The sequence below is a fragment of the Streptomyces sp. R28 genome, from assembly GCF_041052385.1.
Lineage (GTDB): Bacteria > Actinomycetota > Actinomycetes > Streptomycetales > Streptomycetaceae > Streptomyces.
The window spans coordinates 4,358,410-4,379,466 of sequence record NZ_CP163439.1; the positions used below are offsets into that span (position 1 = coordinate 4,358,410).

Annotated in this window: 23 protein-coding genes; 12 read left to right on the top strand and 11 right to left on the bottom strand. The window is 71.2% G+C overall.

Features of this window, described 5'->3' with window-relative positions:
* Window positions 1–92: 92 nt before the first annotated feature.
* The 6 genes from AB5J49_RS19140 to AB5J49_RS19165 all read left to right on the top strand — a co-directional run bounded on the left by AB5J49_RS19140 (window position 93) and on the right by AB5J49_RS19165 (window position 6,246).
* On the top strand, window positions 93–1,436 hold the full coding sequence (locus tag AB5J49_RS19140) for a UDP-glucose/GDP-mannose dehydrogenase family protein (RefSeq protein ID WP_369169836.1): 1,344 nt from the start codon (window positions 93–95) through the stop codon (window positions 1,434–1,436).
* A gap of 405 nt (window positions 1,437–1,841) precedes the next feature.
* Window positions 1,842–2,480, top strand: coding sequence for a hypothetical protein (locus AB5J49_RS19145; protein ID WP_369169837.1), 639 nt, complete (start codon window positions 1,842–1,844; stop codon window positions 2,478–2,480).
* The gene (locus AB5J49_RS19150) at window positions 2,477–3,793 is read left to right on the top strand and encodes a copper resistance protein CopC (RefSeq protein WP_369169838.1); all 1,317 of its coding nucleotides are present in this window, start codon (window positions 2,477–2,479) and stop codon (window positions 3,791–3,793) included. The genes AB5J49_RS19145 and AB5J49_RS19150 overlap by 4 nt, the downstream gene beginning before the upstream one ends.
* 27 nt (window positions 3,794–3,820) lie before the next feature.
* Window positions 3,821–4,906, top strand: a complete 1,086-nt coding sequence (locus AB5J49_RS19155) for a plastocyanin/azurin family copper-binding protein (RefSeq protein ID WP_369169839.1) — start codon at window positions 3,821–3,823, stop codon at window positions 4,904–4,906.
* Window positions 4,907–5,023: 117 nt separating this feature from the next.
* Entirely contained in the window at window positions 5,024–5,533 is a 510-nt protein-coding gene (locus AB5J49_RS19160) for a hypothetical protein (protein ID WP_369169840.1), read from the top strand.
* The gene (locus AB5J49_RS19165; protein WP_369169841.1) at window positions 5,530–6,246 is read left to right on the top strand and encodes a plastocyanin/azurin family copper-binding protein; all 717 of its coding nucleotides are present in this window, start codon (window positions 5,530–5,532) and stop codon (window positions 6,244–6,246) included. The genes AB5J49_RS19160 and AB5J49_RS19165 overlap by 4 nt, the downstream gene beginning before the upstream one ends.
* Before the next feature lie 87 nt (window positions 6,247–6,333).
* Here AB5J49_RS19165 and AB5J49_RS19170 read toward each other — a convergent pair whose 3' ends face one another.
* Window positions 6,334–6,834: a CGNR zinc finger domain-containing protein gene (locus AB5J49_RS19170; protein WP_369169842.1), complete on the bottom strand. Its 501-nt coding sequence runs from the start codon at window positions 6,832–6,834 to the stop codon at window positions 6,334–6,336.
* A gap of 116 nt (window positions 6,835–6,950) precedes the next feature.
* On the opposite strand from AB5J49_RS19170, the gene AB5J49_RS19175 reads away from it, so the two are divergent.
* Window positions 6,951–7,310 carry a VOC family protein gene (locus AB5J49_RS19175; protein WP_369169843.1) on the top strand — a complete coding sequence of 120 codons (360 nt, stop codon included), beginning with the start codon at window positions 6,951–6,953 and terminating at the stop codon, window positions 7,308–7,310.
* 27 nt (window positions 7,311–7,337) lie between these two features.
* On the top strand, window positions 7,338–7,724 hold the full coding sequence (locus AB5J49_RS19180; protein ID WP_369169844.1) for a VOC family protein: 387 nt from the start codon (window positions 7,338–7,340) through the stop codon (window positions 7,722–7,724).
* A 37-nt stretch (window positions 7,725–7,761) separates the two neighbouring features.
* Here the strand turns inward: AB5J49_RS19180 and AB5J49_RS19185 are convergent, their stop codons facing one another.
* The 4 genes from AB5J49_RS19185 to AB5J49_RS19200 form a co-directional block, all read right to left on the bottom strand.
* Entirely contained in the window at window positions 7,762–8,889 is a 1,128-nt protein-coding gene (locus AB5J49_RS19185) for a dipeptidase (protein ID WP_369169845.1), read from the bottom strand.
* A gap of 215 nt (window positions 8,890–9,104) precedes the next feature.
* Window positions 9,105–10,289: a dipeptidase gene (locus AB5J49_RS19190; protein WP_369175191.1), complete on the bottom strand. Its 1,185-nt coding sequence runs from the start codon at window positions 10,287–10,289 to the stop codon at window positions 9,105–9,107.
* Window positions 10,290–10,294: 5 nt separating this feature from the next.
* Window positions 10,295–10,822 carry a 5-(carboxyamino)imidazole ribonucleotide mutase gene (gene purE, locus AB5J49_RS19195; protein WP_369169846.1) on the bottom strand — a complete coding sequence of 176 codons (528 nt, stop codon included), beginning with the start codon at window positions 10,820–10,822 and terminating at the stop codon, window positions 10,295–10,297.
* On the bottom strand, window positions 10,819–11,979 hold the full coding sequence (locus tag AB5J49_RS19200; protein WP_369169847.1) for a 5-(carboxyamino)imidazole ribonucleotide synthase: 1,161 nt from the start codon (window positions 11,977–11,979) through the stop codon (window positions 10,819–10,821). The genes purE and AB5J49_RS19200 overlap by 4 nt, the downstream gene beginning before the upstream one ends.
* A gap of 175 nt (window positions 11,980–12,154) precedes the next feature.
* Between AB5J49_RS19200 and AB5J49_RS19205 the strand changes: the two genes are divergently transcribed.
* Window positions 12,155–12,721 (top strand): GtrA family protein, encoded by a 567-nt coding sequence (locus AB5J49_RS19205; protein ID WP_369169848.1) that lies wholly within the window; start codon window positions 12,155–12,157, stop codon window positions 12,719–12,721.
* Window positions 12,722–12,990: 269 nt separating this feature from the next.
* Here AB5J49_RS19205 and AB5J49_RS19210 read toward each other — a convergent pair whose 3' ends face one another.
* Both AB5J49_RS19210 and AB5J49_RS19215 read right to left on the bottom strand, forming a co-directional pair.
* Entirely contained in the window at window positions 12,991–14,265 is a 1,275-nt protein-coding gene (locus tag AB5J49_RS19210) for an ATP-binding protein (protein ID WP_369169849.1), read from the bottom strand.
* Window positions 14,266–14,374: 109 nt separating this feature from the next.
* Window positions 14,375–15,052 carry a response regulator transcription factor gene (locus AB5J49_RS19215; RefSeq protein WP_369169850.1) on the bottom strand — a complete coding sequence of 226 codons (678 nt, stop codon included), beginning with the start codon at window positions 15,050–15,052 and terminating at the stop codon, window positions 14,375–14,377.
* A gap of 482 nt (window positions 15,053–15,534) precedes the next feature.
* Between AB5J49_RS19215 and AB5J49_RS19220 the strand changes: the two genes are divergently transcribed.
* Window positions 15,535–17,073: a peptide MFS transporter gene (locus AB5J49_RS19220; RefSeq protein ID WP_369169851.1), complete on the top strand. Its 1,539-nt coding sequence runs from the start codon at window positions 15,535–15,537 to the stop codon at window positions 17,071–17,073.
* A gap of 73 nt (window positions 17,074–17,146) precedes the next feature.
* Here the strand turns inward: AB5J49_RS19220 and AB5J49_RS19225 are convergent, their stop codons facing one another.
* The 3 genes from AB5J49_RS19225 to AB5J49_RS19235 all read right to left on the bottom strand — a co-directional run bounded on the left by AB5J49_RS19225 (window position 17,147) and on the right by AB5J49_RS19235 (window position 18,881).
* Window positions 17,147–17,512, bottom strand: coding sequence for a hypothetical protein (locus tag AB5J49_RS19225; RefSeq protein WP_369169852.1), 366 nt, complete (start codon window positions 17,510–17,512; stop codon window positions 17,147–17,149).
* Between the two features lie 254 nt (window positions 17,513–17,766).
* Complete coding sequence (locus AB5J49_RS19230; RefSeq protein ID WP_369169853.1) at window positions 17,767–18,057, bottom strand: DUF397 domain-containing protein; 291 nt, start codon at window positions 18,055–18,057, stop codon at window positions 17,767–17,769.
* On the bottom strand, window positions 18,039–18,881 hold the full coding sequence (locus AB5J49_RS19235; protein ID WP_369169854.1) for a helix-turn-helix domain-containing protein: 843 nt from the start codon (window positions 18,879–18,881) through the stop codon (window positions 18,039–18,041). Before AB5J49_RS19235 ends, AB5J49_RS19230 begins: the two co-directional genes overlap by 19 nt.
* A gap of 191 nt (window positions 18,882–19,072) precedes the next feature.
* Between AB5J49_RS19235 and AB5J49_RS19240 the strand changes: the two genes are divergently transcribed.
* Entirely contained in the window at window positions 19,073–19,219 is a 147-nt protein-coding gene (locus AB5J49_RS19240) for a hypothetical protein (protein ID WP_369169855.1), read from the top strand.
* Window positions 19,220–19,388: 169 nt separating this feature from the next.
* Window positions 19,389–19,574: a hypothetical protein gene (locus tag AB5J49_RS19245; RefSeq protein WP_369169856.1), complete on the top strand. Its 186-nt coding sequence runs from the start codon at window positions 19,389–19,391 to the stop codon at window positions 19,572–19,574.
* An 86-nt stretch (window positions 19,575–19,660) separates the two neighbouring features.
* Here the strand turns inward: AB5J49_RS19245 and AB5J49_RS19250 are convergent, their stop codons facing one another.
* Window positions 19,661–20,995 carry a hypothetical protein gene (locus tag AB5J49_RS19250; RefSeq protein ID WP_369175192.1) on the bottom strand — a complete coding sequence of 445 codons (1,335 nt, stop codon included), beginning with the start codon at window positions 20,993–20,995 and terminating at the stop codon, window positions 19,661–19,663.
* Window positions 20,996–21,057 lie beyond the last annotated feature (62 nt).

Genomic DNA, 21,057 nt, shown 5'->3' on the forward strand with positions numbered 1-21,057 from the left:
CTTGGTGACAGCTGGGAAGTTGCCCGTAGAACGGCCCGACTATGCTCGGGCCCGCATCACCGCCGGACCCCCGCAGACCTCTGGAGTACCCCATGGCCCTCAAGATCACCGTGATCGGCACCGGTTATCTCGGCGCGACCCACGCCGCGGCCATGGCCGAGCTCGGCTTCGAGGTGCTGGGGCTCGATGTCGTGCCGGAGAAGATCGAGATGCTGCGGCGCGGTGAGGTCCCGATGTACGAGCCGGGACTGGAGGAGCTGCTGCGCAAGCACGTGGCCGGCATCGAGGGGTCGACCGGGCGGCTGCGGTTCACCATGGACTGGGCCGAGGTCGGGGCGTTCGGCGATGTGCACTTCGTGTGCGTGAACACGCCTCAGCGGCACGGCGAGTACGCCTGTGACATGTCGTACGTCGACCGCGCCTTCGAGTCTCTCGCCCCGCACCTGACCGGCCCCGCCCTCGTCGTCGGCAAGTCCACCGTCCCCGTCGGTTCCGCCGACCGCCTCGCCGCCTACCTCGCCGCGCACGCACCGGCCGGCGAGGACGCCGAGCTGGCCTGGAACCCGGAGTTCCTGCGTGAGGGCTTCGCCGTGGACGACACCCTGCACCCGGACCGGATCGTGGTCGGCGTGCGCAGCGAGCGGGCCGAGAAGCTGCTGCGCGAGGTGTACGCCACGCCGATCGCCGCCGGCTCCCCCTTCGTCGTCACCGACTTCCCCACCGCCGAGCTGGTGAAGACCTCCGCCAACTCCTTCCTCGCCACCAAGATCTCCTTCATCAACGCGATGGCGGAGGTGTGCGAGGCCGCCGGCGGCGATGTCGCCAAGCTCGCGGAGGCCATCGGCTACGACGACCGGATCGGCAGGAAGTTCCTGCGGGCCGGGATCGGCTTCGGCGGCGGCTGCCTGCCCAAGGACATCCGCGCCTTCATGGCCCGGGCCGGTGAGCTGGGCGCCGACCAGGCGCTGACCTTCCTGCGCGAGATCGACTCGATCAACATGCGCCAGCGCGGCCAGATGGTGGAGCTCGCCCGGCAGGCGCTGGGCGGCGGGTCCTTCCTCGGCAAGCGGGTCGCCGTGCTCGGCGCCACCTTCAAGCCCGACTCGGACGACGTCCGGGACTCGCCCGCGCTGAACGTCGCCGGGCAGATCCACCTCCAGGGCGGCCAGGTCACGGTGTACGACCCCAAGGGCATGGACAACGCCCGCCGCCTCTTCCCGACCCTCGGCTACGCCGACAGCGCGATCGATGCCGTACGGGGCGCCGACGTCGTACTGCATCTGACGGAATGGCGGGAATTCCGCGAGCTGGATCCGGCGGCACTCGGCGAGGCCGCGACGGCTCGGGTCATTCTGGACGGGCGCAATGCCCTGGACCCGGAGTTGTGGCGGAAGGCCGGCTGGACTTATCGGGCGATGGGGCGGCCGACGGCCTGAGAAAAGGCGGGCCGTTCGCGCGGGTCGTTCAGGCAAAGGACGCGGCCGTTCGAGCAAAAGGGGTCGTGCCCGCACCGCCCTCCCTACCGGGGGGGGGCGGGCCCGCGGGCGCCCGCCGCCGGCCCATGGCGAGCCCACACAACGGCATATGCCGTTCTCCTTGAAATCCCCACCCGGCTTCGAATTCTATTCGAGTAGCGTGAGGGAAAAGAAATGCTCGCACGCGAATTCTTCACAGTCGCATTGCGCGGAATAGCGGCGGTCTCACCCGGTCTCACAGTGAGGGTCCCCTCGAAAGAGAGGGGCCGCAACGGCGGTTTAACTGACGCGTAGCCGCACGGAATTCGCGCGCCACTCCACTGGTCGTCGTTCGCTGGTTTTGAACAGACCATGCCAGGAGTGACCATGCCCCTGTTCCGCCGGGCCCTGTGGCCGCACGACCACCGCGACGAACTGGTCGCGGGAGCGCTCGTCGGCGCCGTGGTGGTCGTACTCGGATACGCGTCGGGCATCGGCGCCCCCGCCGCCTCCTCCGACGCGACCGCAGCCCCGCCGCCCGCGGCCACCTCACCGTCGTCCCCGGAAGGTGCGGCCCCGCCGGAGAACCCGGGCGACGCGGCAGAGGGCTCGGCGGGAGGCGCGCCTGCCCCCGGGGCGATGCCCGGCACCGGCGTCTACTACCCCGGCGGCACCGGCGAGGACCACACCGGCCACCTGGGCGGCGGCACCGGCGGAGCGGGTCACTCCGGCCATGGCGCCTCCCCGGCCCCCTCCGACTCCGCACCCCCGTCCTCCCCCTCCCCCTCAGCCCCCGGGACCACCCCGCCCGGCGGCGACGACGCCACCTGCGAGGACGGCGAGGTCCGGCTCGCCCGGCCGCTCCTCACCGGCCTCACCCAGCCCGTCTTCGGCCTCCTCGATCCGGCGGCGAGCGGCGCGCAGGAGTCGGCGGCACCCGAGCCGCGGCCCTCCCCCTGCATCGGGCTCGCCCCGCTGCCCTCCCTCCTCGGCGGCATCAGCCCGACGCCGGAGGCGACGCCATGACCCTGCGCCGCGCCCTCGCCCTCCTCGTCCTCACGCCGCTCCTCTACGTCCTGCCGGGCACCGCCCAGGCCCTCGCCCACACCGAGCTGGTCACCTCAAGCCCCGCCGACGGCGCCGAGCTGAAGCAGGCCCCCGACCACCTCACGCTCACCTTCGACGAGCCCGTCGAGCCGGCCGGGGTGCGCGTCATGACCGTGGACGGCGACCGGCTCCCGGTGTCCCTCGTGCCGGGGCACAAGGGCAGGGTCGTACGGGCCGCCCTCGGGCACCCGGCGGACGGCTCCTTCGCCGTCGTCTGGTCGGTCGTCGACGAGGAGGACGGGCACGCCTCCTCCGGCCGGCTCGACTTCGGCACCGCGGCACCCGCCGCACAGGACCGCGGCGACGAGGCCGCGACCGCACCGTCCCCCCTGGTGCGCAAGGGCCTCGTCGCCGCCCGCTGGGCCGGCTATCTCTCCCTGGCGCTGTTCATCGGGGGCCTCGCCTTCGTCACGCTGCTGTGGCCGCGCGGCGCGCACGAGCCTCGGGCCCGGGCGCTGCTGGGGCTGGCCTGGACGTGCGGCCTGCTGGCGTCGGTCGCGGCGATCGGGCTCCAGGGCGCGTACACCGCCTTCGGCGACCTGCGGGACGCCTTGCGCGGCGAGACGTACGCGGACGTCCTGACCACCGAGCCCGGCATCGTGCTCGCCGCCCGGGTGCTGCTGTGGGTGCTCGCGGCCGTGGTGCTGAGCGCGCTGCTCCAGGGCGGGCCACGCACCTCCCGCTCCCCCGGCTGGCGGGTCGGCGCACTGGCCGTCTGTCTCGGGCTGCTGCGGGCGACCGGCATGGCGGGCCACAACTCCGAGGGCGGTGAGCCCACCTGGGGCGCGATCGCCGACCTCGTGCACCTGCTCGGCGTCTCGCTGTGGATCGGCGGGCTGGTCATGCTCGCTCTGGCGGTGCTGCCGCGGCGGAGGCCCGGCGAGCTGGCCGCGGTGGTGCCGGGCTACTCACGGCTGGCGGCCATCAGTGTGGCGGGCATCGTGGCCGCCGGGCTGGTGCTGGCGTGGCAGGTCGTGGGGTCGTACGACGCCCTGCTGCACACCTCCTACGGGCACCTGCTGCTGGCGAAGACAGCCGTGCTCGGGGTCGTCCTGCTGGTCGCCCTCGCCAGCCGCCAGTGGGTGCGTACCCGCCTCGATCTCGCCGTGCTGCTGCGCGGCGACGCCGCCACCGTGCGGCCCTTCGGTTACTCGGTCGCGGCCGAGACGGGGCTGGTCCTCGTCGTGCTCGCCGTGACGAGTCTGCTGGTCACGGCCAACCCTGGCCAGTGAACTCCCATGAAAATCAAAGGAGTTGCGTTGAAACGAAGCAATGAGAGCGACGCGGCAGCGGGCCGCCGCCCGCCCGCGGGCAACCGGGGGCTGCTGGTGGCCGGAGTCGGCGCGGCGCTGGCCGCGGTGCTCAGCCTGGGGCTGCTCCAGGCCGCCTCGAGCACCTCGGCCTCCGGGGCGGCCTCCACGACGGACGCGGGCGCGGCTCAGGCGCCCGCTGCCGCCGCGGCCCAGGTACAGCCGGCGGCCGACGCGGCGCCGGACCACCAGGTCGACATCATGAACAACAAGTTCGGCGACGGAAAGCAGCTCGTCGTCGAGGTCGGCGACACGGTCCGCTGGACCAACCACGACAGCGTGCCGCACACGGTCACCACGACCAAGGGCCCGAAGAAGTTCGACTCGGGCACGTTGGAGCAGGGCGACTCGTGGTCGTACACCTTCACCACGGCCGGGACGTACGACTACTACTGCGCGGTGCACCCGGACATGGTGGCGTCCGTGAAGGTCGTAGCCGCCGACGACGGCGGCTCGTCAGGCGGCTCGTCAGGCGGCTCGTCAGGCGGCTCGTCCGGTGGTTCCTCGGGCGGGTCGAGCGGCGGCTCCTCCGGTGGGTCCGGCTCCGGTGGCGGCACGGGCGGCACGTCGGGCGGTACGTCGGGCGGTACGTCGGGCGGTACGTCCGGTGGCGGCACAGGCGGCACGTCCGGTGGTGGCTCCGGCGGTACGACCGGTGGTGGCTCCGGTGGCGGCGACGAGCAGTGCGCCAGCGTCCAGGACGTGCTGCTGCCGATCCTCCAGCATCTCAACGCGGCGCACCTGGAGCGGTCCCCGGCCCAGCAGGTGCAGGACGCGCTGGCGCTGGACTCGTACGTCAAGACGCACACGGTGTGGATCGAGAGCATCCTGACGCCCGCCACCGAGGGCGGCGGCACGATCCTCGACGACACTCTCAGCGTGCTGCTGAACCACATCAACAAGGCGCACCTGGAGGAGTCGCCCGGGCAGCAGGTCGCCGATCTGCTGAACGTCGACAGCTACGTGCAGATGCACACGGTCTGGGCCGAGCACCTGCTCACGCCCACCGAGGACTTCCTCACCAACAGCTGCTGACACCGCCCGCGCGGAAGACGGACGCCGGTCCGGCCGAGGCTCAGTCGGCCGGACCGGCGCTCCCCCATTGTCCCCGTCACCGCCGCCCTTCCGGAACCGCTTTCCAAGGAGACCGGGATGACAACCGTCACCCTGCCCGTCGACCCGACCCCGCCCGAGGCTCCCGCCTCACCCCCCTGGCTGCCCCTGCCCGGCCGGTACGCCGTGGCCCCCGGCCGCTCGCTGGTCGAACTCACCGCTCTGTGCGGCCCGTTGCCGCTCCGGCGCCGCCGCCTCACCCTCGCGGCGGCCTCGCTCACCGTCCCGGAGACCGACGAACACCCCACCTTCCGCTTCGAGTTCGACGGCCCCCATCTCACTGGCGTTCTCACCCTCGCCCCCGCCCACGCCCACGAGGGCACCGGCACCGTCCAGCTCACCGGCGACCTCGGTATCGACGGCACCGACTTCCCCGCGCTGCTGCGGCTGCGGGTCGTCGAGCGGTCCGACGACCTGCTGCTCGTCGTGGGCACCGCCCGGCTGTCGTACCGGCTGCTGCGCCGCGCCACCGGCTTCCGGTTCGGCCGGTTCGGCCGGCTGCGGCCCACTACGCGGCTGCGGCTGCTGGTCGCCGGGGAGTTCGCGTGAGGGCGGCACGGCGAGCGGTCCCGGGGACCGTCCGCGCTCTGGCTGCCCTGGCCGTCCTGGTCGGCCTGGTCGGCCTGCTGCTCGTGCTGCCGGTCGGCCGGGCGTCGGCGGCGACGTACCGGGTCGCCATGAGCGGATACGCCTTCAGTCCCGCGACCCTGACCGTCACCGCCGGCTCCACGGTCACCTGGACCAACCAGGACACCGCCCCGCACGACGTGAAGACCACGTCGGCCCCGGCCGCCTTCCACTCCCCCATGCTGAACAAGGGCGGAAGCTGGAGCTTCACCTTCACCACGCCGGGGACGTACGCCTACTACTGCACCGTCCACCCGAACATGACCGCCCGGATCGTGGTCCGGGCGGCGGCGACGTCGGCACCGGCGCCCGCGCCGACGCATGACCACTCGGGGACGGGACACCAGTCGTCCGGCCACCACTCGACCGTACCGAGCCGGACAGCGGCGACACGCTCACCGACCCCCTCGCCCGCCCGGTCCGCACCGTCCCCGTCGCACCAGGCCGCCGCACAGTCGCCGTCACCCACGCCGACGGCCACCCCGTCCCCAGCACCGCAGACCCAGATCACCGCCTCGCCAACCCGCCCACTGGACCCCTTGCTGGTCCTGACCGGGATGGTCGCAGGGGTCGCGGTCCTGTGCCTCCTGCTGGTGGGCTCAAGGGCGTCCCGGCCCCGCGAAGAGGAGACCTGACGGCAACGCCCCTGAAAGGCGCGCGGGGCCGTATCCATATGCGGCTCCGCAGCCGCAGGACGACATGCCCCGGCACCCCGGTGGGCGTCACTTCGCCCGGTACCGCCGCATCTTCGCCCGCGCCCCGCACACCTGCATCGAGCACCAGCGACCACGGCCCGCCGGGCTGCGGTCGTAGTACGCCCAGTGGCAGTCGACGGCCTCGCAGGCCTTCAGCCGGTTCCACGTGCCCTCGACGAGGGCCTGGGCGATGGCCGCCGCCACCCGGGAGAGCAGCGGGCCCTCGACGGCGGGGGCGAGGCCGGCCGAGCCGTCGGCCGGGTCGACCGTGACGAGCAGCGGGCCGGCCGTCAGCACCTCCCCCAACGGCGTCGCGACCCGGTGCGGAGGATGCCCCGCATGCGCGAGAAGGGCCACCCGCAGCGACTCCCGCAGCTCCCGCGCCCCCGGCACGTCTTCCTCGGCCAGCCCGAAGCGCGCCCGGCCCTGCGCCGTGTCCAGCGAGTCGGCGCCCGACTCGATGTCCAGCGTGTTGACCAGGGACTCGACCAGCTCCAGGCCCCCGGGCGCGGGCGATCTCTCACTCATGGCTGCACGCTACCTCCCGCTTCCCCTTGCGACGTTACCGCCAATGCTGGAGTATGCAGTAACGGAGTTACCCTCTGCGGAGCTGTAGAGGTAACCAAGACTTCGAGGAGGAAGTCATGGCCATCGCCGAACTGGGCGTCGTCGTCCTGGACTGTCCCGACCCCCGTGCCCTCGCCGACTTCTACGCGCGCGTGCTCGGCGGAAGCGTCGAAGGCGAAGGAGACTGGGTGGACCTGAAGGTGCCCGGCGGGCAGTCGCTGGCGTTCCAGGCCGCCCCCGGGTTCGTACCGCCGCAGTGGCCGGCGTCCGAGCACTCGCAGCAGTTCCATCTGGACCTGACCGTCGCGGACCTGGACGCGGCCGAGGAAGGCGTACTGGCACTGGGGGCGAAGCCTCTGGACGCCGAGGACCGCGGCCGGACCTTCAGGGTTTACGCGGATCCGGCCGGGCACCCGTTCTGCCTGTGCGCCTGCTGATCACGCCCTGACCGCCGGGAGGAAACCATGGCCGCCGTGGCACGTCTGCGTTCCGTCGTCATCGACTGCCCCGACCCCCGCGCCCTCGCCCGCTTCTACGCCGGCGTAGGCGGCGGTACACCCGAGGACGACGATCCCGACTGGGTCGTACTCCAGCTCCCGGGCGGACCGCGGATCGCCTTCCAGTCGGCGCCCGGACACACCCCGCCGAAGTGGCCGCGCGCCGACCACGACTCGCAGCAGTTCCACCTCGACTTCGACGCGGGGTCCACCTGGGAGGAGGTCGACGCGGCTCAGGAGAAGGTGCTGGAGCTGGGCGCGCGGTTGCTGCACGCCGACGACAAGGAGGACTGGCGGGTCTACGCCGACCCCGCGGGGCACCCGTTCTGCCTCTGCCGGATCGAGCGGCCGTGATCGAGCAGCCGTGATCGTGGACTCCTGGCGGCCCCGGCTATCCGTCCAGCTCGGCGATCTTCGCCGTCGACGGCTCCCGGCGCCGCTGCGCCTCCCGGGCCGTGAAGTCGGCCTCGCGCAGGACACGCTGGACGTTGCCCCAGGTCAGCAGGGCGATGTCGGCCTCGGGCCAGCCCCGGCGCAGCAGCTCGGCGACCAGGCGCGGGAAGCCGGAGGCGTCGCTGAGATCCTGCGGGTGGGCGGCGCCGACGTCGTAGGTGCCGGACAGGCCGACGCACTCCGTGCCCGCCACCTCGCGCACGTGGTCGAGATGGTCGGCGACGTCCCGGACGGACGGGCCGGTCTGCTCGGCGGTCAGCGGCACCATGCACAGGCCGCCGACGGCGCGCAGCTCGGCGAGCAGGTCGTCGGGGAGGTTGGCCGGGTGGGGGCGCAGGGCGTGGGCGGCGGAGCGGGCGCACAGGACCGGTGACCTGGAGACCGCGCACGCGCGGCGCAGGGTGTCCGCGGAGGCGCCGGAGAGTTCGGCCAGCACACCGAGGCGGTTCATCTCGCGCAGCACCTCGTCGCCGAACCTGGTCAGGCCCGCCTCGCTCGCCCAGGAGGTGCCGGACAGGGTGAGGGCGCGCAGCCCCAGCCCGTGCAGGGAACGCAGGATGCCGAGCGAGTCGCCGAGGGCCGCGGCCCCCGCGGGGCCGGGCAGGACGGCGACGCGACCGAAGTGGCGGACGTCCGTGATCGGCCCGGGGGTGTCGGCGAGGCGCAGGCCCTCGGGGTGGGCCCGTACGACGGTCTTCACCAGGTCCAGCTGCTCCAGCGTGGCACCGACGGCCCGCTCGCCGGCCAGTCCCTCGGGCAGGTGCAGCGCCCAGAACAGCGCGGCGACGTGGCCTTCGCGCATCCGCGGCACGTCTGTGTCGACGGCGCTCTCGCCGAGCTCCAGGTCGACCCGGGGCAGTCGGCGCAGCGCCCACGGCAGTCCGCTGTAGCCGTCGGCGACGGGGTGGGCGGCGAGCAGGGCGTGGGCGCGTTCGAGGAGGCCCGCGTCGGTGTCCTGGCCCGGACCGGCGACGGGTTCGTACGGCTCCCCGGGGAGCGCGGCGGGCAGGTCATCGATCTCGCCGACCTCGGGGCTGGTGTCCAGTTCGTCCTTGAGGTCTGCCATGGCGGCTGTCTCCGTACGTGATCGGCGTCCTGATCAGCAGTACGGTTCACCGTCGCACGGACCCGGAGCGGGTACCTGGTGGACGGGGCGTTCGGGGGTACCGGAGGGCTGCCTCTCGGCGGTCAGTGCCCGCTCCGCGGTGAGGTCCGGGACCGGGACCTGATGTACACGGGCGGGGCGAGCGGTGGTTACGCCGACTGCCCCGCCCTCGACGCTCAGCCGTCCAGCGCCTCGATGGTCGCGTTGGACGGGCCCCGCGTCGCCTTCAGGTCACGGGCGACGTCCTCGGCCGCACCCAGCACCCGTACCGCGTTCTGCCAGGTCAGCTTGGCCAGGTCGGGCTTGGACCAGCCGCGGTCGAGGAGCTCGGCGATGAGGTTGGGGTAGCCGGACACGTCGCCCAGGCCGTCGGGGGTGAAGGCCGTGCCGTCGTAGTCGCCGCCGATGCCGATGTGGTCCACGCCCGCGACCTCGCGCATGTGGTCCAGGTGGTCGGCGACCGTGGGCACCGTGGCGACCGGACGCGGGTTGGTCTCCTCGAAGGCGCGGTGCACCTTCATCGCCTCGGCGGTGGTGTCGAGGTGGTGGAAGCCGTGGGCGCGCATGTTCTCGTCGGCGGCGGCCGTCCAGTCGACCGCCGCCTGGAGCACGAACTTCGGCACGAACGTCACCATCGCGACGCCGCCGTTGCCGGGGAGCCGTTCCAGGACGTCGTCGGGGATGTTGCGCGGGTGGTCGCACACCGCGCGGGAGGAGGAGTGGGAGAAGATCACCGGCGCCGACGTGGCGTCCAGCGCGTCCCGCATCGTCGTCGCCGCCACGTGCGAGAGGTCCACCAGCATGCCCTCGCGGTTCATCTCGCGGACGACCTCGCGGCCGAAGGCCGACAGACCGCCCACGCCGGGGACGTCCGTCGCCGAGTCCGCCCACGCGATGTTGTCGTTGTGGGTGAGGGTCATGTAGCGGACGCCGAGCGCGTACAGCGCCCGCAGCGTGGCGAGCGAGTCGGCGATGGAGTGGCCGCCCTCGGCGCCCATGAGGGAGGCGATACGGCCCTCGCCGCGGGCGGCTTCCATGTCCGCCGCCGTCAGCGCCGGGCGCAGGTCGGCCGGGTAGCGCGCCAGCAACTGCCGTACGCAGTCGATCTGTTCGAGGGTGGCGCTGACCGCCTTGTCCCCGGCGTAGTCCGAGCGGACGTACACCGACCAGAACTGCGCGCCCACGCCGCCCTCGCGCAGGCGGGGGATGTCGGTGTGCAGGTGGGCGGCCTGGGAGGTGGCGATGTCGCGGGCGTCGAGGTCGTAGCGGACCTGTGCGCGCAGGGCCCAGGGGAGGTCGTTGTGGCCGTCGACGACCGGGAACTCGCGCAGGAGTTCCCGGGCTGCCTCCAGGGAGGTCATCGCGGTCACTTCCCCGAGCCGAAGCCGAAGCCGCTCGCGCCCTCTGCCTTGGCGCGCAGGCGCTTGCCCTTCTCGGTGGCCTGGTCGTTGAGCTCCTGCTGGAAGTCACGCATCCGCTGCAGCAGGTCCTCGTCGTGCACGGCGAGGATGCGGGCGGCGAGCAGACCGGCGTTGCGGGCGCCGGCGACCGAGACGGTGGCCACGGGCACGCCGGCCGGCATCTGCACGATCGAGAGCAGCGAGTCCATGCCGTCGAGGTACTTCAGCGGGACCGGGACGCCGACGACCGGCAGGGGCGTGACCGAGGCGAGCATGCCGGGGAGGTGAGCGGCGCCGCCCGCCCCCGCGATGATCACCTTGAGGCCCCGTTCGGCGGCCTGCTCGCCGTACGTGACCATCTCGCGCGGCATACGGTGCGCGGAGACGACGTCGACCTCGTACTCGATCTCGAACTCGTCGAGGGCCTGGGCGGCGGCCTCCATGACGGGCCAGTCGGAGTCCGACCCCATGACGATGCCAACAACGGGGCTCATTCGGTGATCGTGCCTCTCAGGTAGCCGGCAGCGTGACGGGCGCGCTCCAGCACGTCGTCGAGGTCGTCGCCGTAGGTGTTGACGTGACCGACCTTGCGGCCGGGCTTCACGTCCTTGCCGTACATGTGGATCTTGAGCTTGGGGTCGCGGGCCATGCAGTGCAGGTACGCGGAGTACATGTCGGGGTAGTCGCCGCCGAGGACGTTGACCATGACGGTCCACTCGGCGCGCGGGCGCGGGTCGCCGAGGGGGAGGTCCAGGACCGCGCGGACGTGGTTGGCGAACTGGGAGGTGATCGCGCCGTCCTGGGTCCAGTGGCCCGAGTTGTGCGGGCGCATCGCCAGTTCGTTGACGAGGATGCGGCCGTCGCGGGTCTGGAACAGCTCGACGGCGAGGTGGCCGACGACGCCGAGTTCCTTGGCGATGGTGAGGGCCATCTCCTCGGCCTTCAGGGCGAGGGTCCCGTCGAGGTCGGGGGCGGGTGCGATGACGGTGTCGCAGACGCCGTTGACCTGCCGGGACTCGACCACCGGGTACGCGACGGCCTGGCCGTGCGGGGAGCGTACGACGTTCGCCGCGAGCTCCCGTACGAAGTCGACCTTCTCCTCGGCGAGGACCGGGACGCCGGCGCGGAACGGCTCGGCGGCCTCCTCGACGGAGTCGACGACCCAGACGCCCTTGCCGTCGTAGCCGCCGCGGACGGTCTTGAGGACGACGGGGAAGCCGTCGCCCTCGGCGCCCTCGGCAAGGCCTTCGGCCGCGAAGGCCGCCACATCCTGTGGGTCGGCCACGAGTCTGTGCCGTGGGCACGGCACGCCGATCGCGTCGAGCTTCGCGCGCATCACGCCCTTGTCCTGGGCGTGCACGAGTGCGTCAGGGCCCGGGCGGACGGGGATGCCGTCCGCCTCCAGAGCCCTGAGGTGCTCGGTGGGTACATGTTCGTGATCGAAAGTGATCACATCGCAGCCCCTCGCGAAGTCGCGCAGCGTGTCGAGGTCGCGATAGTCGCCGATGACGACATCGCTCACCACCTGCGCCGCGGAATCCTGAGGGGTGTCACTGAGGAGCTTGAACCTGATGCCGAGCGGGATGCCCGCCTCGTGTGTCATACGAGCGAGCTGACCCCCGCCGACCATGCCGACTACCGGGAACGTCACGCCCCTAGGGTATCGGCCGCGTCGGGGCGACCCTCTTACCGGACTTTTCCGGGCCTCTTTCCGACCTATGTCCCCACCTATGAGCTCGCCCACAGGCAATCGCGGAGGGGGGTGGTTAGCATGGCTGGGTTGACGAAACCGACCGACAAAACGACCGACAGGAGCCTTCACAACCATGGGACGTGGTTCCTCGGGGCTTCATGCGGCGCCTCCAGTACCTCGCAGTGCGGTGCGGCAGCGGTTCGACCTGCTGATGCGTGAGGTCGCCAAGTTCGGCGCGGTGGGTGGAGCTGGGCTGCTGGTCAACCTCCTCGTGTTCAACCTGGTACGGCATGTGACCGACCTCCAGGTGGTGCGGGCGAGTGTCATCGCCACCGTCGTCGCGATCGTCTTCAACTACATCGGCTTCCGCTACTTCACCTACCGGGATCGGGACAAGAGTCGTCGTACGAAGGAACTGGGTCTGTTCCTGCTGTTCAGCGTGGTCGGTCTGGTGATCGAGAACGGTGTGCTGTACGCGGCGACGTACTGGTTCGGCTGGGACAGTCCGCTGCAGAGCAACATCTTCAAGTTCCTCGGCATCGGTATCGCGACGCTGTTCCGGTTCTGGTCGTATCGGACGTGGGTGTTCCGGGCGCTTCCTGCGGAGGAGGCGGAGGTGGCCGGCGGGGAATCGTTCCTGGAGGCGCCTCCGCAGGCAGCGCAGGCGGCGAAGCCGCGGGTCAGGCAGCGGGTGGGCTGACGCTCACCCCGGTGCGGGGTACGGGGTGCGGCCCCGGAGCCTTTCGCCCCCGCCGCCCCTACCCGTCCCGTCCTGAAGGGGCTCCGCCCCTTCGACCCCGCTGGGCTGCCGCCCCAGACCCCGCTTCGGCCCTGAACGGGCCTCGTCCTCAAACTCCCCCGGAGGGGGTGCCCCCAGACGGGCTGGAATGCCTGGCCGGCGCCGGGGAGTGACCGTCAGCGCCGCGAGGCAGAGCACCCAGCGGGTGGGTGGCCCTCCCCCTCCACGCCCTACCTGACCGTCGGGCCCGAATCCTCCGCCTGCTTCTTCAGCGGTGGGGTGCGGGAGAGGAACAGGGCCAGTACCGGGGGGTTGGTCTGGAGCATCTCCAGGCGGCCGCCGTCGGCTTCCGCCAGGTCGCGGGCCACCGCGAGGCCGATGCCGGTGGAGTTGCGGCCGCTGATGGCTCGCTCGAAGATGCGGGCGCCCAGGTCCGCCGGGATGCCCGGGCCCTCGTCCGTGACCTCGATGACCGCCTGGTTGCCCGTCACGCGGGTGCGCAGCGCCACCGTGCCGCCGCCGTGCATGAGGGAGTTCTCGATCAGGGCCGCCAGGACCTGAGCGACCGCGCCCGGGGTGCCGACCGCCCGGAGGTGGCGCTTGCCCGAGCTGACGATCGCCCGGCCCACGCTGCGGTACGCCGGGCGCCACTCCGCCAGCTGCTGCTGGATGACCTCGTCGAGGTCGAAGGTGACGGCGGAGCCGTTGCGCGGGTCGCGGGAGTTGGTGAGGAGGCGCTCGACGACGTCCGTGAGGCGCTCCACCTGGGTCAGGGCGATGGTCGCCTCTTCCTTCACCGTGTCGAGATCGTCGGTGAGGGTGATCTCCTCCAGGCGCATGGAGAGCGCCGTGAGCGGCGTGCGGAGCTGGTGCGAGGCGTCCGCGGCCAGGCGGCGTTCCGCCGTCAGCATGCGCCCGATGCGCTCCGCGGAGGAGTCCAGCACGTCCGCCACGCGGTCCAGCTCATGGACGCCGTACCGCTTGTGGCGGGGGCGGGGGTCACCCGAGCCGAGGCGTTCCGCCGTTTCCGCGAGGTCGGTGAGCGGAGAGGCAAGGCGGTTCGCCTGGCGTACCGCCAGCAGGACCGCCGCGATCACCGCCAGCAGCGCCACCGCCCCGATGATCAGCAACGTACGGCCGACCTCCCGTGTCACCGACGACCGCGGCTCCTGCACGGTGATCGTCTCGCCCTCCTCGCCGGTCTCCTTGGCGCTGATGACGTCACCGGTCGGCTTGGAGCCCACCTCGATCACCGGCTTGCCCGGGATCCGGATCTCGGCGTAACGATCCCCCTGGATCTGATCCCGCAGCACCGAGGCGTCCACGGTCTCCTCACCGAGCAGCCGGCTGTCCACGATGCTGACCAGCCGCACCGCCTCGGTGTCCACCCGCTCCTGCGCGGTGCTGGTGATCGTCCGGGTCTCGACGATGACGAGGGACACGCCGAAGACGGCGATGACGACGAGAACGACGGCGAGGGTGGACTGAATCAGTCGGCGGCGCATGGTGTCCTGTTGCTTACCTGTACGGCTTGTCTACCTGTACGGCTTCTGCCTGTACGGCTTCTACTTTTGCGGCTTCCACCTTGGCAGCTTCTACCTTTGCGGCTTTGGGTCAGCTCTTCTCGAAACGGAAGCCCACGCCTCGCACGGTGGCGATGTACCGAGGGTTCGCCGCGTCGTCGCCGAGCTTCTTGCGCAGCCACGAGATGTGCATGTCGAGCGTCTTGGTCGACGACCACCAGGTCGTGTCCCAGACCTCCCGCATCAGCTGATCCCGGGTCACCACCCGGCCGGCGTCGCGCACCAGCACCCGCAGCAGGTCGAACTCCTTTGCGGTGAGCTGGAGTTCCTCCTCGCCCATCCATGCCCGGTGCGACTCGACGTCGATCCGCACCCCGTGCGTGGCGGGCGGCTGCTGCGGCTCCGCCGCGCCGCGCCGCAGCAGGGCCCGGACCCGGGCCAGCAGTTCGGCGAGCCGGAACGGCTTGGTGACGTAGTCGTCGGCGCCCGCGTCGAGACCGACGACGGTGTCCACCTCGTCGGCGCGTGCGGTCAGGATGAGGATCGGCACGGCGTGAGCGTCGGCGCGCAGTCGGCGGGCCACCTCCAGGCCGTCCATGCCGGGCAGGCCGAGGTCCAGCACGACGAGGTCGATCCCGCCCTGCATTCCAGCGTCGAGCGCGGTGGGGCCGTCCTCCCGCACCTCGACCTCGTACCCTTCCCGGCGCAGTGCGCGGGCCAGCGGCTCTGAAATGGACGCGTCGTCCTCGGCGAGCAGTACACGGGTCATGAGCTGATGGTAGTCCGCCCATGACAAGAGCTGGAGAGTGATCGGCGCCTTGATTCTTACCGCTCCCCGGCCCGTCTCTTACCTACGCCCGCTGTGGTACAGACCTATGCCTACGAGGTGCGATCCTGGAAAGGACCTTGGAAAGGGTGCTCGCGGTTCCCTCGACACCTGTGATCCCAGTCTCAAGTCCTTCCATATCAGGCAGTGTCCTGACGTATGGTGAAACAACGCCTGTAGCACTGCGGGGACCTTCGGCGGCTTGACGCTGAGGGTCTCTTTTGTGTCTGGAATGACCTGTGGCCGGGCCCCCAAGGACGGGGGCGTGGATCCCGGTGGCCGCCGTCCGCCGCTTCGTGACCCGGAGCGGAACTCCCCGTGGGCGTGGGGGTGGGCGGCTGTGCCTCGCCGGTGCCGGCCGCCCCCCCCCCACCGGGCGCGCGACAGTCAACGTCGGTGCGCGTCCCGACCAGCAAGGATCGACCATGGCGTCCAGCCTGACGAAGGACTCGGCCCGCCCGGGCACCCCCGGCTCCGAGAAGACCTTCTTCGGCCACCCCCGCGGCCTGGCCACACTCTTCATGACCGAGATGTGGGAGCGTTTCTCCTACTACGGCATGAAAGCCCTGCTCACCGTCTACCTGCTCTCCGGCGGCCCCGACGCCGGCAAGGGGAGCATGGGCGGCGGCCTGGCCATGGACGTGGCCACCACCACGGTGATCGTCTCCGTCTACTCGGCGATGGTCTACCTGCTCGCCATGCCCGGCGGCTGGCTCGGTGACCGCGTCTGGGGCCCCCGCAAGACGGTGACCATCGCGGCCGTCACGATCATGGCCGGCCACCTCACCCTGGCGCTGCCCGGCGGTCAGGCCCCGTTCTTCGCGGGCCTGGCGCTGGTCGCGGCCGGCTCCGGTCTGCTCAAGGCCAACATCTCCACGATGGTGGGCCACCTGTACGACGGCCCGGACGACCCGCGCCGCGACGGCGGCTTCACGATCTTCTACATGGGCATCAACGCGGGTGCCTTCTTCGCCCCGCTGGCCATCGGCACCGTCGGCCAGGAGGTCAACTGGCACCTCGGCTTCGGCATGGCCGCGGTCGGCATGGCGATCGGCCTCGTGGCGTTCTTGCTCGGCACCCGCCACCTGAGCCCGCGGAGCAGCGTCGTCCCCAAGCCTCTCGCGGCCGAGGAACGCGCGGCCTGGCTGCGCAAGGGCCTGCTCTGGGTGATCGCGGCGACCGTCTTCTACGGCGTCGTGGGCGTCACCGGCCACTTCACCCTGAACTGGGCAATGATCCCGCTCACGGTCATCGGTCTGGTCGTCCCGACCGGTGTGCTGCTGCGCATCAAGCGGGACAAGGAGCTCTCGACCACCGAGCAGTCGAAGATGACCGGCTACATCTGGTTCTTCGTCGCGGCCGCCGTCTTCTGGATGATCTACGACCAGGGCGCGTCCACCGTCCAGGCATTCGGCGAGGGCAAGGCCGCGGGCTCGCTGCTCGGCTTCGACTTCCCGTCCTCCTGGTACCAGTCGCTGAACCCGCTGTTCATCATGGCGCTGGCCCCCGTCTTCGCCTGGGTCTGGCTGTGGCTGAACCGCAAGGGCAAGGAGCCGAGCACCATCGTGAAGTTCGCGATGGCCCTGATCCTGATCGGCGTGTCGTTCTTCTTCTTCCTCATCCCGCTGGGCATGGCGGCGAACGGCACCGCGGTCAGCCCGATGTGGCTGGTGGGCATCTACTTCATCCAGACCGTCGGCGAGCTGTGCCTGTCGCCGGTCGGCCTGTCGGTGACGACGAAGATGGCCCCGGCCAAGTACGCCAGCCAGATGATGGGCGTGTGGTTCCTCGCGGTCACCGCGGGCGACTCCATCACCAGCCTGCTGTCCAACCCGGCCATCGCCGGTGTCGACCTCGGCGGCACGCCCGCCGTCCTCGGGGAGGCGGCGCTCGCCGCCCTCGCGGGCTTCGCGGTCTACATGTACCGCCGGAAGGTCAAGTCGCTCATGGGCGACGTCCACTGACGTCCCTCCATACGCAAGGCGAGGGCCGCCGCACCTGAGGTGCGGCGGCCCTCGCCGTTCTGTCGGGCTCGCGTCAAGCCCTCGTCTCCACCGACCATGAGCGGAGGAAGCTGCGGAAACCGCACTGCACGGTCGACTTCTCACCGGGCTTCTTCCAGGGACCCCACAGGGTCCACGGGATCGTGTGCTCGGAACCGGCTCCCGTGCCGCGGATCACATCGCAGGTGAGCTTGACCCGGTGCTTGCTCACCTTCTTGCCCGAACTCGACTTCTTGCAGCTGGACGTCGCCGTCGGACGACCGAGGCTGAGGTGCACCTCGGACTTGCACTTGTACCGGGCCCCGGCAGCCTCGGCGGTACCCGCGTCGGCCAGGCCCATCCCCGTCGCCATCAGAACGGCCGCGAGCGCGCCCACGGCGGCCTTCTTCCCCCGGATCATTTGCTCCTCTTTCCCACGTCGAGCAACGAGCACGCTTGGTCACCACCTGACGTGCTTCGTTGCGTCATACGCAACCCATCGCACGCTTGCTCACGCGAACAGCGAGACGCTATGCCACACTTGATCTTGACGGCAAATCCAGAGGCTGGTCCCGCGGCTTCTGACGTGGGATCTCCGGGAGCGCCTGCGGCTGGGGAGAACAGCCGGAGGCCGTTGCACCGGTGGTGAACGGCCTCCGTTAGTTGTGGGTCAGGTCAGTGCGGCAGCTCGTCGCGCCGTACGGCCGTGACGAACGAGGCCCAGGCCGTCGCCGGGAGGATCAGGGCGGGGCCGTGGGGGTTCTTGGAGTCGCGGACGGGGACGAGGGGAGCGGGGATGTTGTCGGCGACTTCGAGGCACTGGCCGCCGTCGGAGTTGCTGTAGCTGCTCTTGCGCCACGAGGCCCCGGCCAGGAGGTCGTCGGAGACTTCGACGCACTCGCCACCGTCCGGGTTGCTGTAGCTGCTCTTGCGCCACGTCACGCCGGTCAGGTCGATGGATCGCACGGTGCTTCCTCCAGCCTCTGCCCGATGAACTTCAGCGACTCCGCCGGTGACAGCGCGAGGTCGCGCATCGAATCGTACGCACGTTGCAGCCGCTCAACCTCTCCGTTCCCCTCGATCAGTTCGCCCTTGTACGCGGTCTCGGTGTACGCCACTGTCCGCCCGTCGGGTAACCGCAGGAACATCACGGCAGTGCCGACCAAGCCGTGCAGCCCAGCGCTGAGAGGCAGCACCTGGAGCGTCACGTGCGGACGCTCGGCGACCTCCGCCAGGTGTTCGAGCTGCTCCCGCCAGGCCCCGGCATCCCGCAACGGCGTGCGCAGCACGGCCTCGGACAGGATGGTGCGGAACGTCGGCGCATCCTCGCCCAGCAGCAACGCCCGGCGGCCGACCCGCGCTTCCACCTGCTGGGCCAACTCCTCGCCCTTGATGCCGCCGGTCGCGAGCACCTCCCGCGCATACCCGTCCGACTGAAGCAGGCCCGGCAGGATGCTTACGGCGAAGTGCCACAAGCTCACCGCCCCGGCCTCCAGCAGCATGTACCTGCGGTACTGCTCCTTGAACTGCACCGGATCGGCGATGGCCAGCTCCCACAACGCCAGCAACAACCCGGGCGTCCCGTAATGCTCGTCCAGCGCTTGCGCCACCTCAGGGCTCCCCAGCGACTGCCCCCGCTCCAGCTTCCCCAGCGTCGACCAGTCCCAGCCCAGTCGCTCCGCGAGCTGCCGCAATGTGAGCCCGCTCTGCTCACGCAGCCTGCGTACCTCCTCCGCGTACCTCCATCGCGGCTCATGGCTGCGGCTCGTCACTGTCCGTCGCTGCGGCACCCTGTTTCCCCCTCCGCCCTGATGTGGAATTTGTGGAATTTGGAGTGCCGAGCGTGGAACTAGCGCGTCTCAGCAGCCCTTTCGCGGTCCGGACACGGCATGCTCGTAACCGGCACCTGAACACGCAGCGTAATCCGGCGAATGCGTGCAGCACAGGCGTTCCCCGGAACGCGAACCGCAAGGAGTGAGCCATGTCGAGCACGACTCTCCCCCGCCTCCCCCGCCGCACGCGCCCGAACCGCTCGGCTGCCGCCTGGACGCCGCCCGGCGGCTGGGCGCGGCCGACGCCCGCCGTGCTGCGCACGCTCGAGTCGGCGCTCGCACGGTGGTCCGCGTGAGCGCGCGCACGGCATGGGCGGCGGCTCCCCCGCCGCCGCCCACCTGTGACGTGTGCGGCGCGTTACTGGCTCAGCGGGACGCCGCGAAGGAGGCGGGCCGGACCGCCGAAGCCGGGGCCTGCGAACGGGAGTTGAGGGAGCACTGGAGCGTCGGACGGGGGTGTGCGCCGTGACCGAGCCGCCGCCGTACCCCTCGTTCGACGTGAGTCGCTCACCGGCCCCCGTGGACGGCTGCGAGCCCTGCCGGAAACTCGCGGCACGACGGGCCGCGGCACGCACGGCGCACGACCACAGCGCGGTGGCCGACGCGAACGTGCTGATGCGCACGCATCTACGGCTGGACCACGGCATGTGAGGAGGAGGCGGCGGCGCCCTGACCGGCCGACAGGTGCAGCCCGTCGGCCGAGGCGTCCTCGTCCCCGCACCACCTGACGAAGGGCGCTAGCGCAGGCGACGTCCAGGCATGAAGGTGAACACCGCTCCGCCGAGGAGCAGTGCCGTCCCTGCCACGAGCCCGAGGGCCTTCAGCGAGCCGTGGTCCTCCGCGCCCGTCGCCGCCAGGCCGCCGTCCGTCGACGAGCCGCCCGCGGAGCCGCCGGTCGAGCTGCCCGCCGAGCCGCCGCCGGACGCCCCGCTCGCCTGCTCCGTCGTGTCCAGCGTCAAGGACACCTCCGCCTTGGTCGGCGTGCAGGTCGTCGTCGTGCCGAGGGCCTCGATGGTCAGGACTCCCGGGGAGAGCGTCGACTCGCCGTTCGCGCCCGGCTTGTACGTGCCCGTCAGGTCCGGGATCTCGATCGGGTCGCCCGACTTGATGGCCTCGGAGTTGGCCGGGCCCTCGACATGGACCGTGCCCTTGTCCGCGCCGCCCAGGACGACCTCCATGGACGGCTTGACCGAGTCCTTGGGGATGTCGGCGGGGCTGTCCATCACCGACTTCTTGAACTGGACCGTCAGATCGAAACCGCCACCGCTCTTCTTGGCATTGATCTGGACCGGCGAAGTGGCCTCCTTGTCACCGATGGGCGTCTTGCACTCGTACGGGACCTGGACCTCCTTGCCCGTGAAGTCGGTCTGGCCGCCGTCGCCGCCGCCGGTGCTCGAACCGCCGGTGTCCGCGCCCGTCTCGCTCTCACTCGGCGTCGGATCCGGGCTGGACGGGCTCGACGACCCCGTCGGCAGACCTGTCGGCAGGTCGGTCGGCACACCCGTCGGCAGCGTCGGCACGACCGTCGGCAGCCCTCCCGTCGTACCGCCCGGACCCCCGCCCCCGTCCGTCACCTTGATCGTCGCCGCCGGCTTCACCGTCTCCTTCGGCGTGCACTTGGTGTCCGTGGAGATCGGCTTGTTGACGTTGATGTTGTACGCGTCCGGCGTCAGGGTCACCTCGCCCGGCGCCGTCAGCTTCAGCTTGCCCTTCATGTCGGACAGCTTCATGTCGCTGTTCTTGGGGATCGGCGGGTTCTGCCGCGGCCCCTGCATGGCGATGTCGGCCGTCTGCGCACCGGCCGCCTTCAGCGTCCCCGTCGGCTGGACCGTGTCCTGCCCGAGGTCGAGGATGTTGGGGTTCTTCGACGCCGCCTGGACGAACTTCCAGACGATCTCCACCTCGTCGCCGACCTTCGCCTCCGCGGGCGCGGTGACCTCCACCTTGGTCGTGCCCTGGACCGGCGGCAGCCCGGAGATGGCGGGCGGGATGCACTCGGTCGCGTACGCCACCTCGGCGGCCTGGGCGGGCGCGGCGGACACGCCGAGCAGGATGCCCGCGCCGCCGAGCATCAGGGCGACGCCCGCCGCGCCACCTCTTCTCGGGCTTGCCGGTGTGACTCTCCTTCGCTTGC

What these genes read in the sequence shown, in the direction of transcription:
- AB5J49_RS19140 (WP_369169836.1), top strand. Translation starts at nt 93, where the DNA reads ATGGCCCTCAAGATCACCGTGATCGGCACCGGTTATCTCGGCGCGACC.
- AB5J49_RS19145 (WP_369169837.1), top strand. Translation starts at nt 1,842, where the DNA reads ATGCCCCTGTTCCGCCGGGCCCTGTGGCCGCACGACCACCGCGACGAA.
- AB5J49_RS19150 (WP_369169838.1), top strand. Translation starts at nt 2,477, where the DNA reads ATGACCCTGCGCCGCGCCCTCGCCCTCCTCGTCCTCACGCCGCTCCTC.
- AB5J49_RS19160 (WP_369169840.1), top strand. Translation starts at nt 5,024, where the DNA reads ATGACAACCGTCACCCTGCCCGTCGACCCGACCCCGCCCGAGGCTCCC.
- AB5J49_RS19170 (WP_369169842.1), bottom strand. Translation starts at nt 6,834, where the DNA reads ATGAGTGAGAGATCGCCCGCGCCCGGGGGCCTGGAGCTGGTCGAGTCC.
- AB5J49_RS19175 (WP_369169843.1), top strand. Translation starts at nt 6,951, where the DNA reads ATGGCCATCGCCGAACTGGGCGTCGTCGTCCTGGACTGTCCCGACCCC.
- AB5J49_RS19180 (WP_369169844.1), top strand. Translation starts at nt 7,338, where the DNA reads ATGGCCGCCGTGGCACGTCTGCGTTCCGTCGTCATCGACTGCCCCGAC.
- AB5J49_RS19185 (WP_369169845.1), bottom strand. Translation starts at nt 8,889, where the DNA reads ATGGCAGACCTCAAGGACGAACTGGACACCAGCCCCGAGGTCGGCGAG.
- AB5J49_RS19190 (WP_369175191.1), bottom strand. Translation starts at nt 10,289, where the DNA reads ATGACCTCCCTGGAGGCAGCCCGGGAACTCCTGCGCGAGTTCCCGGTC.
- purE (WP_369169846.1), bottom strand. Translation starts at nt 10,822, where the DNA reads ATGAGCCCCGTTGTTGGCATCGTCATGGGGTCGGACTCCGACTGGCCC.
- AB5J49_RS19205 (WP_369169848.1), top strand. Translation starts at nt 12,155, where the DNA reads ATGGGACGTGGTTCCTCGGGGCTTCATGCGGCGCCTCCAGTACCTCGC.
- AB5J49_RS19210 (WP_369169849.1), bottom strand. Translation starts at nt 14,265, where the DNA reads ATGCGCCGCCGACTGATTCAGTCCACCCTCGCCGTCGTTCTCGTCGTC.
- AB5J49_RS19215 (WP_369169850.1), bottom strand. Translation starts at nt 15,052, where the DNA reads ATGACCCGTGTACTGCTCGCCGAGGACGACGCGTCCATTTCAGAGCCG.
- AB5J49_RS19220 (WP_369169851.1), top strand. Translation starts at nt 15,535, where the DNA reads ATGGCGTCCAGCCTGACGAAGGACTCGGCCCGCCCGGGCACCCCCGGC.
- AB5J49_RS19225 (WP_369169852.1), bottom strand. Translation starts at nt 17,512, where the DNA reads ATGATCCGGGGGAAGAAGGCCGCCGTGGGCGCGCTCGCGGCCGTTCTG.
- AB5J49_RS19240 (WP_369169855.1), top strand. Translation starts at nt 19,073, where the DNA reads ATGTCGAGCACGACTCTCCCCCGCCTCCCCCGCCGCACGCGCCCGAAC.
- AB5J49_RS19250 (WP_369175192.1), bottom strand. Translation starts at nt 20,995, where the DNA reads ATGCTCGGCGGCGCGGGCATCCTGCTCGGCGTGTCCGCCGCGCCCGCC.